Here is an 18,109-nt window from a genome sequence, read left to right on the forward strand (position 1 = left end):
CCGTGGCAGACGACTCCTGGCCGTCCCCGGCACACAACGACCGGGTTATCACCGACAGCGAATACGAGATCCTCAGCGCCCCGGGCATCGCGGACGGTGTGGCGGGCGATCCCACGCAGACCGCTGTGGTGTCGGCGGCGGCTGGGCTCGCCGTGAGCATCCGCGCGAACGTCACCGCGAGCGTGCGCGGCTACTCGTGGACGTCGGGCCCGAGCGCGTTCACGCTGCCCGTCGCCGCGAACACAAGCGGCAAGGCGCGGCAGGATTGGGTGGTCCTGAGGCTCGACCGCAGCGCGTGGACGGTGCGCGCCGCGATCCGCCAGGGCACGCCGGGCAGCGGCCTGCCCACCCTCGTGCAGGACGCGCCCGGGTCGGGCGTCTACGAGATCACCCTGGCGCAGGTCAACGTCCCCAACGGTGCGACGAACGTGACCGTCACTCGCAACGAGCTGTACGCGGGCGTCGCGATCCGCCCCTCGTCTGCGGCCCGGCCCAACACGAAGCCCAAGCGGGGCGACCTGGAATTCCAGACCGACACCGGCAAAATCGTCTGCTGGAGCGGCTCCGGCTGGTCGACGGTGTACGCGCCGCCCGCCGAGATGATCGTCAACTCGGTTGTCACCGGCTGGGGATTCAGCGTGGATAGCTGGCTGGAGTACCGCAACGGCGTCGTCACCCTGCGCCTCGGGTCCTTCATCCGGCAGGCGGGCACGGTGGCGGGCACCACGGACATCCGCCTGCCTGTGCTGATCCCCGACGCCTACCGCCACCCCACCCGCAACATCTACGGGCTCGCCTACACCAGCGGTGTTTACCCCGCCCGCGTCACGGTCTACTCGCGGATCGGGGAGCGCCCCGGGCAGGTGTGGCTCACCCAGCACGCCATCCTCAGCAACGGGGACTACGTCATGCCCAGCACCATCTCCTGGACGATCGGCTAACCATGGCCCGCTACCTGTTCGGCAGCATTGCCGACTACGTCATCAGCCCCGGCGACGACAACGCCGCGACTCTCCAGGCGGGCGCGACCGTCACCGCCTGGAGCGACGCTTTCGGGGGCACGCAGCACTTCGACCTCCTCCAGACCGATGCTGCTACCCCCATCGCCGAGGGCAAACTCACGACCGACGCGCAGGGGGCCGTGCCCGAGTTCTACGGCCCGGACGGTATCGCTGCGCTGTATTTGGACGCGAACGGCGGCGCGGGCCCGCGCCGGCGCACGATCGCCACCGACCTCGGTACGAGCATCGCGGACACACAGGCGGCGCTCGCCACGCACACGGCCGCCGTCAACCCGCACGGCACGAGCACCTGGGCGCTCGCCGACCAGACCGCGTATCCCTCGGTCGACGCGTTCCTTGCGGGCACGCCGTTCGTCGCCGCGCACCGGGGCAGTGGGCAGGAGTTCCCCGAGCACACGATGGCGAGCTACGAGAGCGCGCTGGCGGCCGGCGCGCGCGCCATCGAGGTCAGCGTCAACGTGACGAGCGACGGCATCCCCGTCTGCATCCACGACACGACGCTTGACCGCACCACCGACCACACGGGCCCGGTCTCGGCCTGGACGTATAGCGCGCTGCGCGAGCAGGTCCGCGCGAAGCCCCAGACGCTCCTTGGCGCGGGGTGGGCGGATCAGCGCATCCCTGCCCTGCGCGACGTCCTCGACCGCCTGTACGGGCGCTGCATCATCTTCCTGGAGCCGAAGAACTCGGCGGCCGTGCAGCCGATCCTCGACCTCCTCGACGCCCGCTTCCCCGGCGGCTCCCACTCGATCATCTACAAGGGGTATTTCCAGGACGGCAGCTTCGCCGGGGTCCGCGCGCGCGGATACCGCGTGTGGGCCTACGTGGACGCCGGGACCACCGATACGCAGATGGACGCGGTGGACGCGAATGTCGACATCTGGGGCGTGCCGACCGGCATGACGGACGAGCGGATCACCGCCGTCGTCGGCCGCGGCAAGCCCGTCATGAGCTGGGAAGTCCACTCCTTCACCGACCGGGACCGGCTCCTCGGCCTGGGCGTGCGCGGCCTCATGGAGGCCCGCTGGGTGTACCTCAACAAGCCGCGCATCGCGTCGTACTCGGCGGCGCTCGGCGCGCGCGTCATGCCCCCGGGGATGCTCACCCCGCAGCACTACAGCGCCGCATGGGCGCCAAAGCTGGACAGCGACGGGGCGTTCCGCCTCGACCAGCTCAGCGGCTACAGCATCTGCATGGGCGGCATGCGCGCCGCCTCGCCGGACACGCACACCGTCGCCGTGTCGATGCGCTGGGACACCCTGCCCGCCGCCACACTCCACTCGGACATCGTCGTCGGCAAAGCCTCAGACGATTTCTTCCAGTTCTCCAGCCCGAACAACGCGAGCGGCGGATATCACGTCCTCGTCCGCGCCTCCGGGGATGTCCAGATCTACCGGCACGACGCGCACGTCACCTCCGGCACCGCCCTCGGCAGCGTGAGCACGCCCCCGCCCGTCGCCGGGACGCCCGTGCGCATCGAGGTGCAGGTCTCCCCGACGCAGATCATCGCCCGCCGCGTCGACTTGGGCACCACCTACACCGTCACCGCGACGGACAGCACGTACCGCGGGCCGTTCTGGCACCTCTCCAACGGCAGCGTCACCTCGCTGGCCACGGTGCCCCGCTGGTCCAATCCCGTCGTCAGCTGACGCCAGATCCACAAGCAGATCCACAACGCCCCGCCCCCGCGCGGGGCTTCGCCATGTCTGGAGACCGCATGATCACCGGCCAGGACTGGGCGAGCTACCAGCCCGCCTCCCCGTCCACGAAGGACATCGACTTCGCCATCATCAAGGCCAGCGAGGGCACGTCCTACACCAATCCGCGCATGAACGGGCAGGCCGCCACCGCGAGGAGCGCCGGCCTGATCGTCGGCTTCTACCACTTCCTCCTCCCGGGCAACGTCCAGGCGCAGGCCGAATACTTCGTGAAGCAGGCGGCGTCCGTCGAGTACGACCTGCTCGTCTGCGACTGGGAGTCGAGCACGGCCGGGAGTCCGACCTGCGCGGAGAAGGACGCTTTCCTCCGAGCGGTGCAGAAGCTTCGCGGCTCGAACCACCGCGTGCTCCTGTACTGCAACCGCGACTTCTGGCTCAACAGGGACACCACCTCGTTCGCGGCGGACGGCCTCTGGATCGCCGAGTACAACGGCCGCCCGGGCACGCCGAGCATCAAGGCGCCGTGGGTGATCCACCAGTACACCTCGTCGCCCGTCGACACGAACGTCGCCAACTTCGCGACGCGCGCCGAGCTGCGCGCGTGGGCCCGGAAGGGGGACGGCGGCGACGGCCAGGAGCACGAGGCCGAGCCGAAGCCCGCGCCGGCCCCGAAGCCGAAGCCCGCGGCGAAGGCGACCACGTACCGGGTGCGCGCGGGAGACACGCTCTCGGGGATCGCAGCGAAGTACGGCACGACGGTGTCCAAGCTCGCTGCCCTCAACGGCATCAAGGACGTCGACCGGATCGGCGTCGGCCAGGTCCTCAAGCTCACCGGCTCCCCGGCCGCGAAGCCGAGCACGTACAAGGTGCGCGCCGGGGACACCCTCTCCGGGATCGCCGCCGCGCACGGCACCACCGTGGCCAAGCTCGCCAAGGCCAACGGCATCAAGAACGTCAACCTGATCCGCGTCGGCCAGACGCTCAAGATCGTGAAGTGAGGAACCCATGACCACGCCCCCGATCCACCTCCCCGACGCGCAGACCGTCGTGAAGACCGGCGCCGCCTACGCCCGCGACCTGAGCGAAAGGGTCGTCGCGACGTTCCTGCAAACGTTCGTGGGTGCCCTCGTGCTGACGAGCCCGTTCGACATTGGCATGTGGCAGGCCGCCGCCACCGCCGGAGTCGCCGCCGCCGCGTCCCTCGTGAAGGGCCTCGCCGCCCGCGTGCGCTCCGTGACCAACTCGGCGAGCCTCGCCAAGGACGTGTGATGCCCGGCCTGCTGCGGCAGGCCGGCCGCCGCCTCGGGTACCGGGGCGCCGCGCTCCTCATCTGCGGCACCGGGTGGATCAACTGGGGGCTGAGCCTCCTGTCCGACCCCCGGTACGGGACGACGCGCGGCGCCGCCGCCCTCACCCACCTCGCCCCCATGCCCGTGTGGGCGTGGGTGTGGATCGCCTCCGGCGTGCTCTCCTGCGCCGCCGCCGCGCTCCCCTCCCGGCGGGACTGGTGGGGGTGGCTCGCCGCCGTCGCCATGCCCGTCATCTGGGCCGCCGCCTACACCGGGGCCCGCGCCCTCGGCGAATTCCCCCAGGGCCTCGGCTCCGGCCTCACCTGGCTCGTCTCGCCCGGGCTCACCGCCGTCGTCGCCGTCGCCACACGCCGACTCGTCATGCTCCGGCGGGAGGTGGCCACCCTGCGGCGCACAACCGCTCCGCCTCCCCCCGTAAGAGAGGAGGACCCGCATGGGTGAGGGAACCGCACTCGGCGCGCTCTCCGTCGTCGTCGGCGGTATCGCGTCCGTCGTCGTTGCCTGGATCTCGAAGCCGCGCGACCGCGACGAGGGCGGCGATCGCGAACAGGACCTCACGACGCTCGCGGGGATCGCCGCTGTCGTCACCGAGCAGCAGCAGCGCATCCGCGACCTGGAGGCCGCGCAGGTCGCGCAGCGCGAGCATGCTGCCGTTCAGGACCGCACCATCGGCGCGCTGCGCCGGTACGTGCTTCGCCTCCAGGCCGCGCTCCGCAGCACGGGGGCGCCGGTCCCCGAGCCCGACCCCGACGACGCCGACCTGATCCGCGGCTGACCCGCCCCGCCCCCTGCTCCAGCAGGTGGGCGGGGCTCAGTGCTTTGTGGCGCGGCTGATGCCCTTGGTGATCTGCGAGACGCGCGGCTGGGAGATGTCGAGGAGGTCGGCGGTCTCGGCGAGGGTGCGGGTCTCGCGGATCACGTTGACGGCCTCTTGGCGCACGGTACGTAGTTCGCGTTGCAGGGCGGGGACCGCGTCGAGGACGGCGCTGACGGCGCGGGCACGATCTACGGGGTCGGGGATGGCGGCGAGCTGGGCGATGATCTCGCGGATCGCGGCGGTGGCGTCGGGGGGCGCAGACATGATTTAAGGGTACCCCTTGACAGCCTATTAGGGGTACCCCTAAGCTGTAAGTACCTCAGCAGGAAGGGGGTGAACAAATGAACAGTGGGGAGGTCATCGCCCTTGCAGGGCTCACCGTGAACGCCATCTCGGCGCTCATCATGGTGAAGGACCGGAAGCGCAAGCCGAAGCGCAAGCGCAAGAAGGGCCGCCACCGCAAGGAGTGACAGAGGGCCCCGGAGATGGTCATAGCAACTCCGGGGCCCGCCCCCACAGTCCCACGCCAGACACCGCCAGCACAACGACACGAGAGGAGGGGAGGATGACGACCCCACTGAAGGCCCTCGCGATCAGCACCACCGCGAGCCTGGTCGCCGTCGCCGCGGTCACGATCAGCGGCGCCAGCGCCCCGTGGCTCGCCGGCCTCTGGACCGCCTGGGCGCTGCTCGCCGCCATCACCATCGCGCTCATCGTCGCCGAGCGCCGGCGTAGCGGCTGAGCCCCGCGGCCGGCCGCCCCCCTCCCCGCCACGCACGGGGAGGGGGGCGGCTTCGTCATGTTCGGGACGTTAAGCGGCCCCCGTCGCGATGAGACGACGAGGGCCGATGAGTGCTCCCGGCGGGGGCGCTCTCCAGTATGCCCCGCTTGTGGCGCCCCGTCAGCCGTACCCTGAAGGGGAGTGCTCTCACCCATCAAGGGGACCGCCATGATCAATCCCGTCAGCATGACCACCGGGGAGCGGATCAGGTACTACCGCTCCCGCACCGGCAAAACTCAGTCCGCCGTCGCCGGACTCGTAGGCCGCTCCGAGGACTGGCTCAGCAAGGTGGAGAGGGGCGTCATCTCGATCGACTCCCTGACCATGCTCACCGCGCTTGCCCGCGAGCTGGGTCTCGACAACGTCGCCGACCTCGTTGGCCCTTCCCTCGACCTCGCCACGTCGGCGGGGACCGAGCACCCGGCGGTGCCCGCGATCCGCCGCGCCCTCAACACCCCGCCGAGCCTGCTCGGCCTCGGCCTGCCCGGCGACGCGCTCAGCGCCGAGCAGCTCGCCGAGCGCGTCGCGGAGACGTGGGAGGTGTACGAGACGCAGACCCGCCGCTACGAGCCGGTCGGGCAGATGCTTCCCGGCCTGCTCGCCGAGGCGTACTCGACGCTGCGGCAGACGAGCGGCGCCGACGACCTCACCGCGACTCGCGCGCTCGTGAGCCTGCTGCACTTGCATCAGGTGTTCCTCCGGCGCGTCGGAGAGCGCAAGCTCTCCCTGCGCGCGGCCGACCGGGCCATGCACTTGGCCGACGAGACCGGCGATCCGGCGCTGATCGCCGCCGCCGCGTGGAACGTCTGCGGCATCCTCACCAGCTCCGGCGAGGTCGCCGACAGTCTCGACCTCGCGCGTGCCACGATCGCCCACTGCCGCCCAGGCCCCGACGCCACCCCCGAGCACCTGTCCGCCTACGGGGCCCTGCACCTCGCGGCCGTCATCGCCGCCGTCCGCGACAGCAAGGCGCCGGCCGCGTGGGACCTGCTCCGCGAGGCGGACGGAGTCGCCGAGCGCCTCGGCCGCGACGGGAATCTGCTGCACACCTCGTTCGGACCCACCAACGTCCGAATGCACGGAGTCCACCTGGCCGCCGAGGAAGGCGACGTCACCGAGGCGCTGCGCCTCGCGGACGACGTGGCGATCCCGGCGGACGGCGTGCTGCCACTGGAACGCACCACCCGCTACTTGGTCGAGGTCATGCATGCGAACCGCCTCGCGGGCGACCAGTACGGCACCCTGCACATGCTCCGCGAGATCCGCACCGTCAGCCCGGAGGAGATCCGCTACTTCCCCCTCGTGAGGGAAGCGCTCCAGGCTCTACTGCGCCGCCCGCGCCCGCACATGCAGGCTGAGCTGCACAGCATCGCCCAGCACGTGGGCGTGCTCGCGTAGTCGTAGCCCGGAACCTGAGGCGACCCGGAATTTCTTTCCGGGTCGCCTCACTGCGTGCGTCCTACGGTGCGTCACATGACGATGACTCAGCGAGCGCGTCGAAGGGGTGCCGTGACGGCCAACCCGCACCAAGGCGTGCGCATCACGCGCGCCGGACTCCCCGCGCCCACCGCCGCCGGACGCTTCGCGCTCCCGCTCGCCGTCACCCTCGACGGCCGCGACCTCGGCACCGCACGCCTCGTCCTCACCCACGAGGACGCCGCCGCCCTTCACGCCCAGCTCGGGCACCTGCTCGCCGAGTCGTCACCGACACCTCCGGATGAGCGGAGCGACACATGACCACCCCCTCGGCGCGCCCCCCACGCGCGCCCGCACGAACTCCCCACGACCACGCCCGGCGGGCCAACCTCGCTGACGCCGCTGCCGGTACCAGTGGCCTCCCTGACGCCCCGCTCCCGCACCCCGGCACCCTCACCCCCGAGCAGCAGCGCGGCGCCGCCTGCGTCTGGTGCGCGACGCCGCTGCGGCCCGGCGTCACCGACATCGACCTCGGCCCCCGCCGCTGGCGTCCCAGTGACGGGGCCGAGGTCGCCTGGTTCCCCCGCACCTGCCCCGACTGCTACTACCTCCAGGGGGGCCGGTGACCACGCCCGGCGACCCCGCGCGCTCGATCGGCTGGTGCGCGTGGCACCGCGGCCTCGCCAGCGACCCCATCCTCATCCAGGTTGTCGAGCAGGCGTCCGGGTCCGGCGCGGGCGGACACCTCTACGCCTGCCCCCGCTGCCGCGAGTCGTACCAGCTCACGCCCTACGCGGAGAAGGCGCGATGAGCACGTCCGAGGCGGAGCGGACCGCGTTCGCCGCGCTCACGCGCCACACGGAGACGTGCCCACAGTGCCGGGCTGGCGCCGACGGCTGCCCCGAGGCCGCCGCCCTGTACCGCGCGTGGCGGCCCACCCTCAACCTCGCACCCCGGGAAGAACAATGAGAACCAACGCGTGCGAGCGCTGCGGCAGGGTGATACGCCGCGGCGAGCCGGTCGAGGAGGTACAGCGCGACGCGATCTCCGGGGCCCGCCCTTCCGCCACCATCCACACGGAGTGCCCGCGCGACCGCCACCGCCACGTTCGACTCCGCCGCGAGCTAACGGCGGCGCGCCAGGACCACTGAGTTCCCCGCCCCACGCCCCCCGTCGAGGGCGGGGAGAGAGCCCCCGGCCGGAGGCGACGATCCGGCCGGGGGCTTCTACGTGTCGTCCAGGACCACGAGGCGTACGCCGTCGAGGACGGCAGCGATGCGGAGCAGGGTGGAAAGGTGCGGGTCTTGCTGCCCTTGTTCGATACGGACGAGAGAGGCGCGGTCGACGCCGGCCTCCATAGCCACGGTCTCCTGCGTCATGCGGCGCGCGCGCCGGGCGGCGCGTAGGGCTTCCCCCACCGCTTGACGCTGGCGTACAAGGTCCGGGTTGGGCGGGGGCGGTGCTGGCACCGGGCCACGTTCTCCGCGCCGCCCTCGAATGTCTGTAGCCTTGAGCCTACATTCCGGACTGTACGGTTCCGTACCCGAACGAACGTTCGAGGGGGCGGGTACGGTGATCGAGGGGGATACGCACTACCGACAGGGACCAGCACGTGAGCACGCCGCGAGACCGCCCTCCCCAGCGGCGCCCCGACTGGCTCCCGGGCACCATCAGCGACGAGTCCGTACGGCTGAGCTGGCGCTTGCCCCCTGACGTGATCCTCGCCGCGTATGCCTGGCGCCGCGGGGGGCGGTGCTTCCGCTGCGGCGACGACCGTCGAGCCGTCGCCGACCTCCCCCCTGTTCCCGGCCCCGAGGGAGCCGTCCCCCTCGCCATGTGCGGGTCCTGCATCCTCGCCGAAGAGGAGGCGCGGCAGGCCCGCGCCGAGGCCCGCGGGCGCCGCTTCTACCCCGGCGGCATCGGCAGACCGGGGGAATAGCCGCGGGGGAACTGGGGGAAATCTGGGGGATGATCAAGAGAAAAGGACCCCCTCAGCGCTCCGAATACCCACGCAGACCAAAGGCGGGGCCCGCAGCATGAACGCTGCGGGCCCCGCCTTTCGTGCTGCCGGACGAGCAAGCGAGCTAGGGAAACTCGCAGCTCAGAGCCCTAATGGCTCAGCGCTCGACCTCGCCGCGGATGAACTTCTCGACGTTCTCGCGGGCCTGGTCGTCGAAGTACTGGACCGGCGGGCTCTTCATGAAGTAGCTGCTCGCGGAGAGGATCGGGCCGCCGATGCCGCGGTCCTTGGCGATCTTCGCCGCGCGGAGCGCGTCGATGATGACGCCGGCGGAGTTCGGGGAGTCCCAGACCTCCAGCTTGTACTCCAGGTTCAGCGGGACGTCGCCGAAGGCGCGGCCCTCAAGGCGCACGTAGGCCCACTTGCGGTCGTCGAGCCACTGCACGTAGTCGGACGGACCGATGTGCACGTTCTTGGCGCCGAGGTCCCGGTCGGGGATCTGCGAGGTGACGGCCTGCGTCTTGGAGATCTTCTTGGACTCCAGGCGCTCGCGCTCCAGCATGTTCTTGAAGTCCATGTTGCCGCCGACGTTGAGCTGCATCGTGCGGTCGAGGACGACACCGCGGTCCTCGAAGAGCTTCGCCATCACGCGGTGCGTGATGGTGGCGCCGACCTGCGACTTGATGTCGTCGCCGACGATCGGGACACCGGCCTCGGTGAACTTGTCGGCCCACTCCTTGGTGCCCGCGATGAAGACGGGGAGGGCGTTGACGAAGGCGACCTTGGCGTCGATGGCGCACTGGGCGTAGAACTTCGCCGCGCTCTCGGAGCCCACCGGCAGGTAGCAGACGAGGACGTCGACCTGACGGTCCTTGAGCACCTGGACGACGTCGACCGGCTGCTCGCCGGACTCCTCGATCGTCTCGCGGTAGTACTTGCCGAGACCGTCGAGGGTGTGGCCGCGCTGCACGGAGACGCCGGTGCTGGGCACGTCGCAGATCTTGATGGTGTTGTTCTCGCTGGCGCCGATGGCGTCCGCGAGGTCGAGACCGACCTTCTTGGCGTCCACGTCGAAGGCGGCGACGAACTCGATGTCCTTGACGTGGTACTCGCCGAACTGCACGTGCATGAGACCCGGGACCTTGCCCTTGGGGTCGGCGTCCTTGTAGTACTCGACGCCCTGCACCAGCGAGGCGGCGCAGTTGCCCACGCCGACAATGGCTACGCGAACCGAACTCATTCCGGTTGCTCCCTGTGTGATCTCTGAGTCCTATGAGAGCCGCGGTGCTGCGGTCTCAGGTGGGTGTGCCGGGCGAATCCGGCCGGGAGTCGCTCCCGGGCCGGGGCAGATCGCCCGGCGCTCCCTTCTGCCGCTCCGCGTCCCCCGGCCGGGAGGTCCGCAGGTCGCGGCCCACGCGCTCGCTCTCGATCAGCTCGTTGAGCCAGCGCACCTCGCGCTCCACGGATTCCATCCCATGGCGCTGAAGTTCGAGGGTGTAGTCGTCAAGACGCTCCCGGGTGCGGGAGAGTGAGGCCCGCATCTTCTCCAGGCGCTCCTCCAGCCGGCTGCGACGGCCTTCCAGGACGCGCATGCGCACATCCCGGGAGGTCTGGCCGAAGAAGGCGAAGCGTGCGGCGAAGTGTTCGTCCTCGTAGGCGTCCGGGCCGGTCTGGGAGAGCAACTCCTCGAAGTGCTCCTTGCCGTCCGCGGTCAGCCGGTAGACGATCTTCGCGCGCCGCCCGGAGAGGGTGGCGGGTTCGCCCGGGGCGGCAGCCGACTCCTCGGCGAGCCAGCCCCGTGCCACCAGCGTCTTGAGGCAGGGATAAAGCGTTCCGTAGCTGAAGGCCCGGAACACCCCCAGCGAGGTGTTGAGGCGCTTCCGCAGCTCGTACCCGTGCATGGGGGATTCGCGCAGCAGACCGAGGACGGCGAATTCAAGGATGCCCGCACGTCGGCTCATCCTCTCCTCCTCCTTCTCCGGGACCGCTGTAGCGCGTCTTTATCTCGTGCTGATGTATCGAGTCGATACATCAGCACGATAGAGCGGTGTCCTCGTGACGACAAGTGGGGGCTTCGTGACCGGCGTCACATCGCTGTGAGGATGGGAGCAAGTTGCCTGTTTTGGGGTGAACTTCGGAGTCTGTGAGCCGAGCCGGTGCGTAGTCTGGGCGCCATGCAGTCCACCGGGAACCATGAGTCGCCCGGGAACGTCGTCGTCCCAGACGTAGTGCGCGCGAACCCGTTGAGGGCTCCGCGCCACGACGGGGGAACCGCTTCAGTCGCCGTTTCCAGGCGCGTAAGCCTGCGCCTGCCCGAGGAGTAGTCGTTCGATGAGCGAGCACCGTCGCAAACCGCCGCAGCCGGAAGGCGGCGGACGGGCCGCGGCCCGACGCGCCCGTTCCGGGAATACGGGACGCCGGGCGACGCCCGGTGGTTCCGCCCCTTCTTCCTCCGCGCACGGCTCAGCCGGTGTGGAGCCGCCGTCCCACGGAGGTGGACGGGCCGAGGCCCGGCGCGCGGCCCAGCGCGGCAACGGCGGGCGCAGGCGGGCGGCCCCGGCGGGCGGCCCGGGCGGAGGCAGGCGGGGCGGCCCCCCGGCGAAGAAGCGGTTCATCGACTACCCCCGTGCGGGCAAGGACGGCGTCGGGCGCTGGCTCCCCTCGTGGAAACTCGTCACCGGCCTCTTCGTCGCCTTCATAGGCGGGCTCATGGGCATCGCCGGCATCGCCTACGCGATGGTCGAGGTGCCCGACGAGGCGTTGAGCGCCAAGGCGCAGAACAATGTCTACTACTGGTCCGACGGCAGCCAGATGGTCGCCACGGGTGGGGAGAGCCAGCGCAACCGGCAGATCGTCCCCCTCGACCAGATCGACAAGTCGATGCAGTACGCGGTCATCTCTGCGGAGAACAAGTCCTTCGAGACGGACAGCGGCGTCGACCCCATGGGCATCGGCCGCGCTCTCTTCAACATGGCCAAGGGCGGTCAGACGCAGGGTGGTTCGACCATCACCCAGCAGTACGTCAAGAACGCGGTGCTGGACGATCAGGAACAGACCCTGAGCCGCAAGTTCAAGGAACTGTTCATCTCGATCAAGGTGGGCACGACCAAGAGCAAAGACGAGATCATGGCGGGCTACCTGAACACCGCCTACTACGGCCGCGGCGCCTACGGAATCCAGGCCGCCTCGCGCGCGTACTTCGACAAGGACGCGGTCGATCTCACCCCGAGCGAATCGGCGCTTCTGGCAGCCGTGCTCAAGGGCGCCACGTACTACGACCCGGCCGGTGTCGCCTCCGACCATCCGACGGAGACGACGAAGGAAGCCAACACGGTCCGCGCCAGGAAGCGCTGGAGCTGGATTCTGGACGAGGAGGTCAAGGACGGCCACCTCAGCCAGACGGAGCGGGCGAAGTACACCGATCTGCCGAAGACGAAGCCCCCGCGGGAGAACAGCGCGCTCGGCGGCCAGGTCGGTTACCTCGTGGAACTCGCCAATTCCTGGGTGGCGAGTCACAGCGAGGACACCGGGATCACCCAGAACAAGCTGAATCAGGGCGGCTACCGGATCTACACGACCTTCAAGAAGGACCGTGTCAAGGAGCTGGAGAAGTCCGTCAGCAAGGTCTACGACGCCAACATCGACCCGAAGAAGCGGCCGAAGACGGATACGCACGTGCAGTTCGGCGGCGCTTCGGTCAACGCGAACACCGGGGCGATCGAAGCGATCTACGGCGGTACGGACGCCCTCAAGCACTGGATGAACAACGCCGACGTCACCGGCGCACAGGTCGGTTCGACCTTCAAGCCCTTCGTGCTCGCCGCCGCGATGGAACACGGGGTGCGCGACCCGAAGCTGGGGCCGGATCAGGACGACTCGACGCGTCGGCCGGTATCGCAGATGAGTATCTACAGCGCCAAGAACAAGCTGAAGATCAAGAAGTACGACGGCGCCGTCTGGACCGACAAGAACGGTGACCAGTGGCTCCAGACGAATGACGGTGGAGAGTCTCCCAACGCGGACGACAACAACCGCATCACCCTTCGTGAGGCGATGCAGCACTCCATCAACTCCGCCTTTGTGCAACTCGGTATGGATGTCGGCCTGGACAAGGTCAAGGACGCCGCGATCAAGGCCGGTATCCAGGACGGTCCCAATATCTTCGCCAGCAACAACTACCCCTCCTTCTCGCTCGGTACGTCTTCGCCCAGCGCGATCCGCATGGCGGGTGCCTATGCGACCTTCGCGAACGAGGGGCAGCAGAACGACCCGTACTCGGTGACCAAGGTGGAGAGCGAGAAGGGCACGCTCTTCCAGCACAAGAAGAAGAGCAAGTCCGCCTTCCCCAAGCCGGTGGCCGACAACGTCACCGACGTGCTCAAGAACGTCGTCGAAAAGGGCACTGGTACCTCGGCCAAAATTCCCGGCCGAGACGTCGCCGGCAAGACCGGTACGACCGACGGCAACAAATCCGCCTGGTTCGTCGGCTACACCCCGCAGGTCTCCACCGCGATCGCGATGTTCCGCTTCGACGACAACGCGAAGAACAAGGAGCGCAAGTTCGAGGAGATGTACGGGACGGGTAACCAGACCTCGATTCACGGTGCTTCCTTCCCGGCCCAGATCTGGAAGGACTACATGCAGGAGGCGCTCAAGGACGCGCCGAACGAGACCTTCCCGAAGCCCGAGAAGATCGGCGAGGTCATCGAGACGGTCGACGCCCCGCCCTCGCCGAGCGTGAAGCCGTCGCCGACCCATTCCCCGTCGCCCTCGGTATCGCCCTCGGAGTCGCCCTCGTCCGAGGCCCCGCCGAGCCCCTCGGTCACGGAGTCGAAGAACACCTGCGCCCCCTTCGACTTCAACTGCCAGCACGGCGGTGACGACGAAGGTCCCGGCGGTGGTGACGACCAGGGTGGTGACAACCAGGGGCCGGGGCAGACCTCCGGGCCGCCCTCACCCTCGCTCCCCGGTGAAGAGGACCCTGGGGATGGCGAAGACAACGGCTGGTTCAAGCCGTGACCATGCCGCTCCGATGTTCCACGTGGAACATCGGAGCGGCGGATGTTCCACGTGAAACATGGGCGACCCGGATGTTTCACGTGAAACATGGGCGGTACGCCCGAGTCGGGCATACGAGGGCCGCGGTACCGACGTCCGGTACCGCGGCCCTCGCCGTCTGCCGGCCCCGCGTGGCGTTCCCCGCCACCGACGCTCAGGCCCGTACGGCAGGATGGCCGTCATGACGAGTACCCGCGTGCAGCAGTCCGGGCCGGTGCTACCCACCGAGGAGGACACCGTCGCCGCCGAGGGCAGCGAACTGCTCGGCGGCCCGGTGGGGCGTCATGCCCTGCTCGGCTCGACATGGTGGACGCCGGTACGGGTCGTCGCGCTGGTCGCGCTGGGGCTCTTCGCGCTCGGCATGGTGCAGAAGATCCCCTGCTACAACGGCGGCTGGTTCTTCGGAGCGAACGCCCAGTACACGCACGCCTGCTACTCCGACATCCCCCACCTCTTCCAGGGGCGCGGCTTCGCCGACGGGCTCGTTCCCTACTTCGACCGGCTCAACGGCGACATGGAGTACCTGGAGTACCCCGTCCTCACCGGCGTGTTCATGGAGGTGGCCTCCTGGCTCACCCCGGGCGGGGACGACCTCGTCCACCGTGAGCAGGTCTACTGGCTGGTGAACTCCGGGATGCTCATGATCTGCGCGGTGGTCCTCGCCGTGTGCGTCAGCCGCACCCACCGCCGTCGCCCCTGGGACGGCCTGCTCGTCGCAGTCGCCCCCGCCGCCGCGCTCACCGCCACGATCAACTGGGACCTGCTCGCCGTCGCCCTCACCGCGGTCGCGATGCTCCTGTGGTCCCGCAAGCGCTCCTTCGGCTTCGGCGTCCTGCTGGGGCTCGCCACCGCCGCGAAGCTCTACCCGGTCCTCCTGCTCGGCCCCGTGCTGCTGCTGTGCTGGCGCACGGGCCGCTGGCGGGAGTTCGGCAGGGCGCTGGGCGGTACGGCGGCGGCCTGGCTCCTGGTGAACCTTCCCGTCATCCTCCTCGCCCCCGACGGCTGGGCGAAGTTCTACACCTTCAGCCAGGAGCGGGGGGTCGACTTCGGTTCCTTCTGGCTCCTCCTGTCCCAGCGGCTCAGCTCCCCGCCGAGCACCGACACGATCAACACGCTCGCGACGCTGCTCATGGTGCTCGCCTGCGTCCTGCTCGCCGTGCTGACGCTCACCGCTCCGCGCCGGCCGCGTTTCGCCCAGCTCGCCTTCCTCGTCGTCGCGGCCTTCATCCTCACCAACAAGGTCTACTCGCCGCAGTACGTCCTGTGGCTCGTGCCGCTCGCCGCGCTCGCCCGGCCGCGGTGGCGGGACTTCCTCATCTGGCAGGCCGGAGAGGTCCTGTACTTCCTCGGCATCTGGCTCTACCTCGCCTACACGAGTGGCGGGAAAGGAGCGATGGGACTCTCCCAGGAGGGCTACCACCTCGCCATCTGCTGCCACCTGCTCGCCACGGCCTACCTCTGCGCGGTCGTGGTGCGCGACATCCTGCTGCCCGAGCGCGACCCGGTACGAGCCTCCGGCGACGACGACCCCTCCGGTGGAGTCCTCGACGGAGCGCCGGACCGCCATGTGTACGGACGCGCCGCGCGGCCGTCCCAGCACGCTGGCGGGACCTACACGGACTGGGGCAAGAGGCCCGAGGAGCGGGCGGAGCGGTTCACGGACGAGTAGTCGGCGCGCCCGGCCTGAGCGACTGCCGAGGGCGCGGGCCGCGCGGTCGGCGGTTGGATACGGAGAAGGGCGCCACCTCGCAGGGGGCGCCCCTTCTCCGTATCCGAGCCGGTACCGAAGCCCGTACCCGGGCCCGTGCTCGCCGCGCGGTCCGCGCTCAGTGCTCGACGAGCCGGTCGTACTGCGTCGTCGTGTGCCGCAGGTGCGCCACCAGTTCCTCGCCCACCTGCGGTTCGGGGGCGTCGGCGGGCACGAAGAGGATCGAGACCTGCATGTGCGGCGGCTCGGCGAACCAGCGCTGCTTGCCGCCGTGGACGAACGGCGAGAGGTTCCGGTTGACCGTCGCCAGTCCGGCCCGCGCCACACCCTTCGCGCGCGGCATCACGCCGTGCAGCGCCTTCGGCGCCTCCAGCCCCACGCCGTGCGAGGTGCCACCCGCGGCGACGACGAGCCAGCCGTCCGAGGTCGCCTTCTGCTGCCGGTAGCCGAAGCGCTCGCCCTTCGCGACCCGCGTCACGTCGAGGATCGTCCCCCGGTACTGGGTGGCCTCGTGGTCACCGAGCCAGAGCAGGGTCCCGATCCGCGCGCGGAACTTCGTCTGCGGGAACTGCTGGCTCAGCCGGGCCAGTTCGTCGGCCTTGACGTGGCTCACGTACATCGTGTGGAGCGGCAGCCGCGCACCGCGCAGCGCGTCCATCCACGCGATGACCTCCTCCACCGCGTCCGTGCCGTCCGTGCGGTCGAGCGGCAGGTGGATCGCGAAGCCCTCCAGGCGCACGTCGTCGATCGCGGTACCGAGCGCCTGGAGGTCGCTCCGGGTCACGCCGTGCCGCTTCATCGAGGACATGACCTCGATCATCACGCGGGCGCCCACCAGGGCCCGGACGCCGTCCACCGAGGAGACGGAGCGGATCACGCGGTCGGGGAGCGGTACCGGCTCCTCACCGCGCCGGAACGGGGTGAGGACCAGCAGGTCGCCGCTGAACCAGTCCTTGATCCGCGCGGCCTCGTACGTGGTGCCGACGGCGAGCATGTCGGAGCCGAACCGGGTCGCCTCCTCGGCGAGCCGCTCGTGGCCGAAACCGTAGCCGTTGCCCTTGCAGACCGGGACGATCCCGGGGAACTGTTCGAGGACGTGCTTGTGGTGTGCCCGCCAGCGCGTGGAGTCGACGTAGAGCGTGAGCGCCATGGCCGGTCCCGGACCTTTCTTCTAGCTGTGTGGTGCAGGTGGGGGGAGTCGTGCCGCGGGGGAGACCGGCGGGGGACCGGGCGCGGCAACTCGGGGAGGGGGAGGTCAGCGCCGCGACATGTAGATGTCGAGCGCCTTGTGCAGCAGCTTGTTGAGCGGGAAGTCCCACTCTCCGAGGTACTCCGCCGCCTCTCCCCCGGTACCCACCTTGAACTGGATGAGGCCGAAGAGGTGATCGGTCTCGTCGAGCGAGTCGCTGATGCCACGCAGGTCGTAGACGCTCGCGCCGAGCGCGTAGGCGTCGCGCAGCATCGCCCACTGCATCGCGTTCGACGGGCGCACCTCGCGCCCGATGTTGTCCGAGGCACCGTACGAGTACCAGACGTGCCCGCCGACGACGAGCATCGTGGCCGCGGAGAGGTTCACCCCGTTGTGGCGCGCGAAGTACAGGCGCATCCGGTTGGGGTCCTCGCTGTTCAGCGCCTGCCACATGCGCTCGAAGTACGCCTGCGGGCGGGGCCGGAACTTGTCGCGGACCGCGGTGATCTCGTAGAGCCGCTGCCACTCGCCGAGGTCGTGGTAGCCGCCCTGGACGACCTCCACGCCGGCCTTCTCGGCCTTCTTGATGTTGCGGCGCCACAGCTGGTTGAAGCCCTTGTGGACCTCCTCCAGGGAGCGCCCCGCGAGCGGCACCTGGAAGACGTAGCGGGGCTGGACGTCGCCGAAGCCCGCGCCGCCGTCCTCGCCCTGCTGCCAGCCCATCCGGCGGAGCTTGTCGGCGACCTCGAAGGCGCGCGGCTCGATGACGTCCGCCTCGATGTCGCGCAGCCGCTTCACGTCCGGGTCCTGGATGCCCTGCTTGATCGTCGGCGCCTTCCAGCGCCGGATGACGACCGGCGGGCCCATCTTCACCGAGAAGGCGCCCTGCTTCTTGAGGTGCGTCAGCATCGGCTGGAGCCACTCGTCGAGGTTCGGCGCGTACCAGTTGATGACCGGGCCCTCGGGCAGGTAGGCGAGGTAGCGCTTGATCTTGGGGAGCTGCCGGTAGAGGACGAGCCCGGCGCCGACGAGCTGCCCGGTCTTCTCGTCGATCCAGCCGAGGCTCTCGGAGCGCCACTCCGACTTCACGTCTGCCCAGGCGGGGACCTGCATGTGGCTGGCCGCGGGCAGGCTCTGGATGAAGGCCAGATGGTGCTCGCGGCTGATGGTCCTCAGGGTCAGGCTCATTC

The 18,109-nt window shown here is 69.8% G+C and carries 22 protein-coding genes; 16 read left to right on the plus strand and 6 right to left on the minus strand.

The annotated features are described in order from the left end of the window. The first annotated feature begins 2 nt into the window (after positions 1–2). The 6 genes from ACIP4O_RS00455 (at position 3) to ACIP4O_RS00480 (ending at position 4,765) form a co-directional block, all read left to right on the plus strand. On the plus strand, positions 3–941 hold the full coding sequence (locus tag ACIP4O_RS00455; RefSeq protein ID WP_401569732.1) for a hypothetical protein: 939 nt from the start codon (positions 3–5) through the stop codon (positions 939–941). A gap of 2 nt (positions 942–943) precedes the next feature. Then, positions 944–2,671 (plus strand): glycerophosphodiester phosphodiesterase, encoded by a 1,728-nt coding sequence (locus tag ACIP4O_RS00460; RefSeq protein ID WP_401569735.1) that lies wholly within the window; start codon positions 944–946, stop codon positions 2,669–2,671. Positions 2,672–2,739: 68 nt separating this feature from the next. Continuing rightward, a complete protein-coding gene (locus ACIP4O_RS00465; RefSeq protein ID WP_401569738.1) occupies positions 2,740–3,678 on the plus strand; it encodes a GH25 family lysozyme in 939 nt (312 codons plus the stop codon). Positions 3,679–3,685: 7 nt separating this feature from the next. Continuing rightward, the gene (locus ACIP4O_RS00470) at positions 3,686–3,949 is read left to right on the plus strand and encodes a hypothetical protein (protein ID WP_401569741.1); all 264 of its coding nucleotides are present in this window, start codon (positions 3,686–3,688) and stop codon (positions 3,947–3,949) included. After that, complete coding sequence (locus ACIP4O_RS00475; RefSeq protein ID WP_401569743.1) at positions 3,949–4,431, plus strand: hypothetical protein; 483 nt, start codon at positions 3,949–3,951, stop codon at positions 4,429–4,431. The genes ACIP4O_RS00470 and ACIP4O_RS00475 overlap by 1 nt, the downstream gene beginning before the upstream one ends. Next, positions 4,424–4,765 carry a hypothetical protein gene (locus ACIP4O_RS00480; RefSeq protein ID WP_401569745.1) on the plus strand — a complete coding sequence of 114 codons (342 nt, stop codon included), beginning with the start codon at positions 4,424–4,426 and terminating at the stop codon, positions 4,763–4,765. The genes ACIP4O_RS00475 and ACIP4O_RS00480 overlap by 8 nt, the downstream gene beginning before the upstream one ends. 36 nt (positions 4,766–4,801) lie before the next feature. Here the strand turns inward: ACIP4O_RS00480 and ACIP4O_RS00485 are convergent, their stop codons facing one another. Continuing rightward, positions 4,802–5,071: an RNA polymerase subunit sigma-70 gene (locus tag ACIP4O_RS00485; protein WP_401569748.1), complete on the minus strand. Its 270-nt coding sequence runs from the start codon at positions 5,069–5,071 to the stop codon at positions 4,802–4,804. Positions 5,072–5,148: 77 nt separating this feature from the next. Here ACIP4O_RS00485 and ACIP4O_RS00490 point away from each other — a divergent pair, with 77 nt between their 5' ends. The 7 genes from ACIP4O_RS00490 (at position 5,149) to ACIP4O_RS00520 (ending at position 7,973) form a co-directional block, all read left to right on the plus strand. After that, positions 5,149–5,277, plus strand: a complete 129-nt coding sequence (locus tag ACIP4O_RS00490; protein WP_401569750.1) for a hypothetical protein — start codon at positions 5,149–5,151, stop codon at positions 5,275–5,277. A 95-nt stretch (positions 5,278–5,372) separates the two neighbouring features. After that, positions 5,373–5,549, plus strand: coding sequence for a hypothetical protein (locus ACIP4O_RS00495; RefSeq protein WP_401569753.1), 177 nt, complete (start codon positions 5,373–5,375; stop codon positions 5,547–5,549). Between the two features lie 207 nt (positions 5,550–5,756). Continuing rightward, positions 5,757–6,986 carry a helix-turn-helix domain-containing protein gene (locus ACIP4O_RS00500; protein WP_401569755.1) on the plus strand — a complete coding sequence of 410 codons (1,230 nt, stop codon included), beginning with the start codon at positions 5,757–5,759 and terminating at the stop codon, positions 6,984–6,986. 75 nt (positions 6,987–7,061) lie between these two features. Beyond that, positions 7,062–7,325: a hypothetical protein gene (locus ACIP4O_RS00505; protein ID WP_401569758.1), complete on the plus strand. Its 264-nt coding sequence runs from the start codon at positions 7,062–7,064 to the stop codon at positions 7,323–7,325. Next, complete coding sequence (locus ACIP4O_RS00510; RefSeq protein ID WP_401569761.1) at positions 7,322–7,630, plus strand: hypothetical protein; 309 nt, start codon at positions 7,322–7,324, stop codon at positions 7,628–7,630. The genes ACIP4O_RS00505 and ACIP4O_RS00510 overlap by 4 nt, the downstream gene beginning before the upstream one ends. Continuing rightward, the gene (locus ACIP4O_RS00515) at positions 7,627–7,815 is read left to right on the plus strand and encodes a hypothetical protein (RefSeq protein WP_401569764.1); all 189 of its coding nucleotides are present in this window, start codon (positions 7,627–7,629) and stop codon (positions 7,813–7,815) included. The genes ACIP4O_RS00510 and ACIP4O_RS00515 overlap by 4 nt, the downstream gene beginning before the upstream one ends. Next, complete coding sequence (locus ACIP4O_RS00520; protein ID WP_401569766.1) at positions 7,812–7,973, plus strand: hypothetical protein; 162 nt, start codon at positions 7,812–7,814, stop codon at positions 7,971–7,973. The genes ACIP4O_RS00515 and ACIP4O_RS00520 overlap by 4 nt, the downstream gene beginning before the upstream one ends. 257 nt (positions 7,974–8,230) lie before the next feature. On the opposite strand, the gene ACIP4O_RS00525 is transcribed toward ACIP4O_RS00520, so the two are convergent. Next, positions 8,231–8,362: a helix-turn-helix domain-containing protein gene (locus ACIP4O_RS00525; protein WP_401573738.1), complete on the minus strand. Its 132-nt coding sequence runs from the start codon at positions 8,360–8,362 to the stop codon at positions 8,231–8,233. A gap of 254 nt (positions 8,363–8,616) precedes the next feature. On the opposite strand from ACIP4O_RS00525, the gene ACIP4O_RS00530 reads away from it, so the two are divergent. Further along, positions 8,617–8,943, plus strand: coding sequence for a hypothetical protein (locus tag ACIP4O_RS00530; RefSeq protein WP_401569769.1), 327 nt, complete (start codon positions 8,617–8,619; stop codon positions 8,941–8,943). Positions 8,944–9,121: 178 nt separating this feature from the next. Here the strand turns inward: ACIP4O_RS00530 and ACIP4O_RS00535 are convergent, their stop codons facing one another. Both ACIP4O_RS00535 and ACIP4O_RS00540 read right to left on the minus strand, forming a co-directional pair. Further along, complete coding sequence (locus ACIP4O_RS00535; RefSeq protein WP_401569771.1) at positions 9,122–10,204, minus strand: inositol-3-phosphate synthase; 1,083 nt, start codon at positions 10,202–10,204, stop codon at positions 9,122–9,124. Between the two features lie 55 nt (positions 10,205–10,259). Continuing rightward, a complete protein-coding gene (locus ACIP4O_RS00540) occupies positions 10,260–10,925 on the minus strand; it encodes a PadR family transcriptional regulator (protein ID WP_009067319.1) in 666 nt (221 codons plus the stop codon). A gap of 370 nt (positions 10,926–11,295) precedes the next feature. Between ACIP4O_RS00540 and ACIP4O_RS00545 the strand changes: the two genes are divergently transcribed. Both ACIP4O_RS00545 and ACIP4O_RS00550 read left to right on the plus strand, forming a co-directional pair. After that, positions 11,296–13,983, plus strand: coding sequence for a transglycosylase domain-containing protein (locus tag ACIP4O_RS00545; protein ID WP_401569774.1), 2,688 nt, complete (start codon positions 11,296–11,298; stop codon positions 13,981–13,983). A 211-nt stretch (positions 13,984–14,194) separates the two neighbouring features. After that, positions 14,195–15,691 carry a glycosyltransferase family 87 protein gene (locus tag ACIP4O_RS00550; protein WP_401569777.1) on the plus strand — a complete coding sequence of 499 codons (1,497 nt, stop codon included), beginning with the start codon at positions 14,195–14,197 and terminating at the stop codon, positions 15,689–15,691. A gap of 157 nt (positions 15,692–15,848) precedes the next feature. On the opposite strand, the gene ACIP4O_RS00555 is transcribed toward ACIP4O_RS00550, so the two are convergent. Both ACIP4O_RS00555 and ACIP4O_RS00560 read right to left on the minus strand, forming a co-directional pair. Continuing rightward, positions 15,849–16,880 carry an alanine racemase gene (locus tag ACIP4O_RS00555; protein WP_361326062.1) on the minus strand — a complete coding sequence of 344 codons (1,032 nt, stop codon included), beginning with the start codon at positions 16,878–16,880 and terminating at the stop codon, positions 15,849–15,851. 105 nt (positions 16,881–16,985) lie between these two features. Next, positions 16,986–18,107 carry a peptidoglycan bridge formation glycyltransferase FemA/FemB family protein gene (locus ACIP4O_RS00560; RefSeq protein WP_361326064.1) on the minus strand — a complete coding sequence of 374 codons (1,122 nt, stop codon included), beginning with the start codon at positions 18,105–18,107 and terminating at the stop codon, positions 16,986–16,988. Positions 18,108–18,109: the final 2 nt, after the last annotated feature.

This window comes from Streptomyces sp. NPDC088923 (assembly GCF_044749745.1).
Lineage (GTDB): Bacteria > Actinomycetota > Actinomycetes > Streptomycetales > Streptomycetaceae > Streptomyces.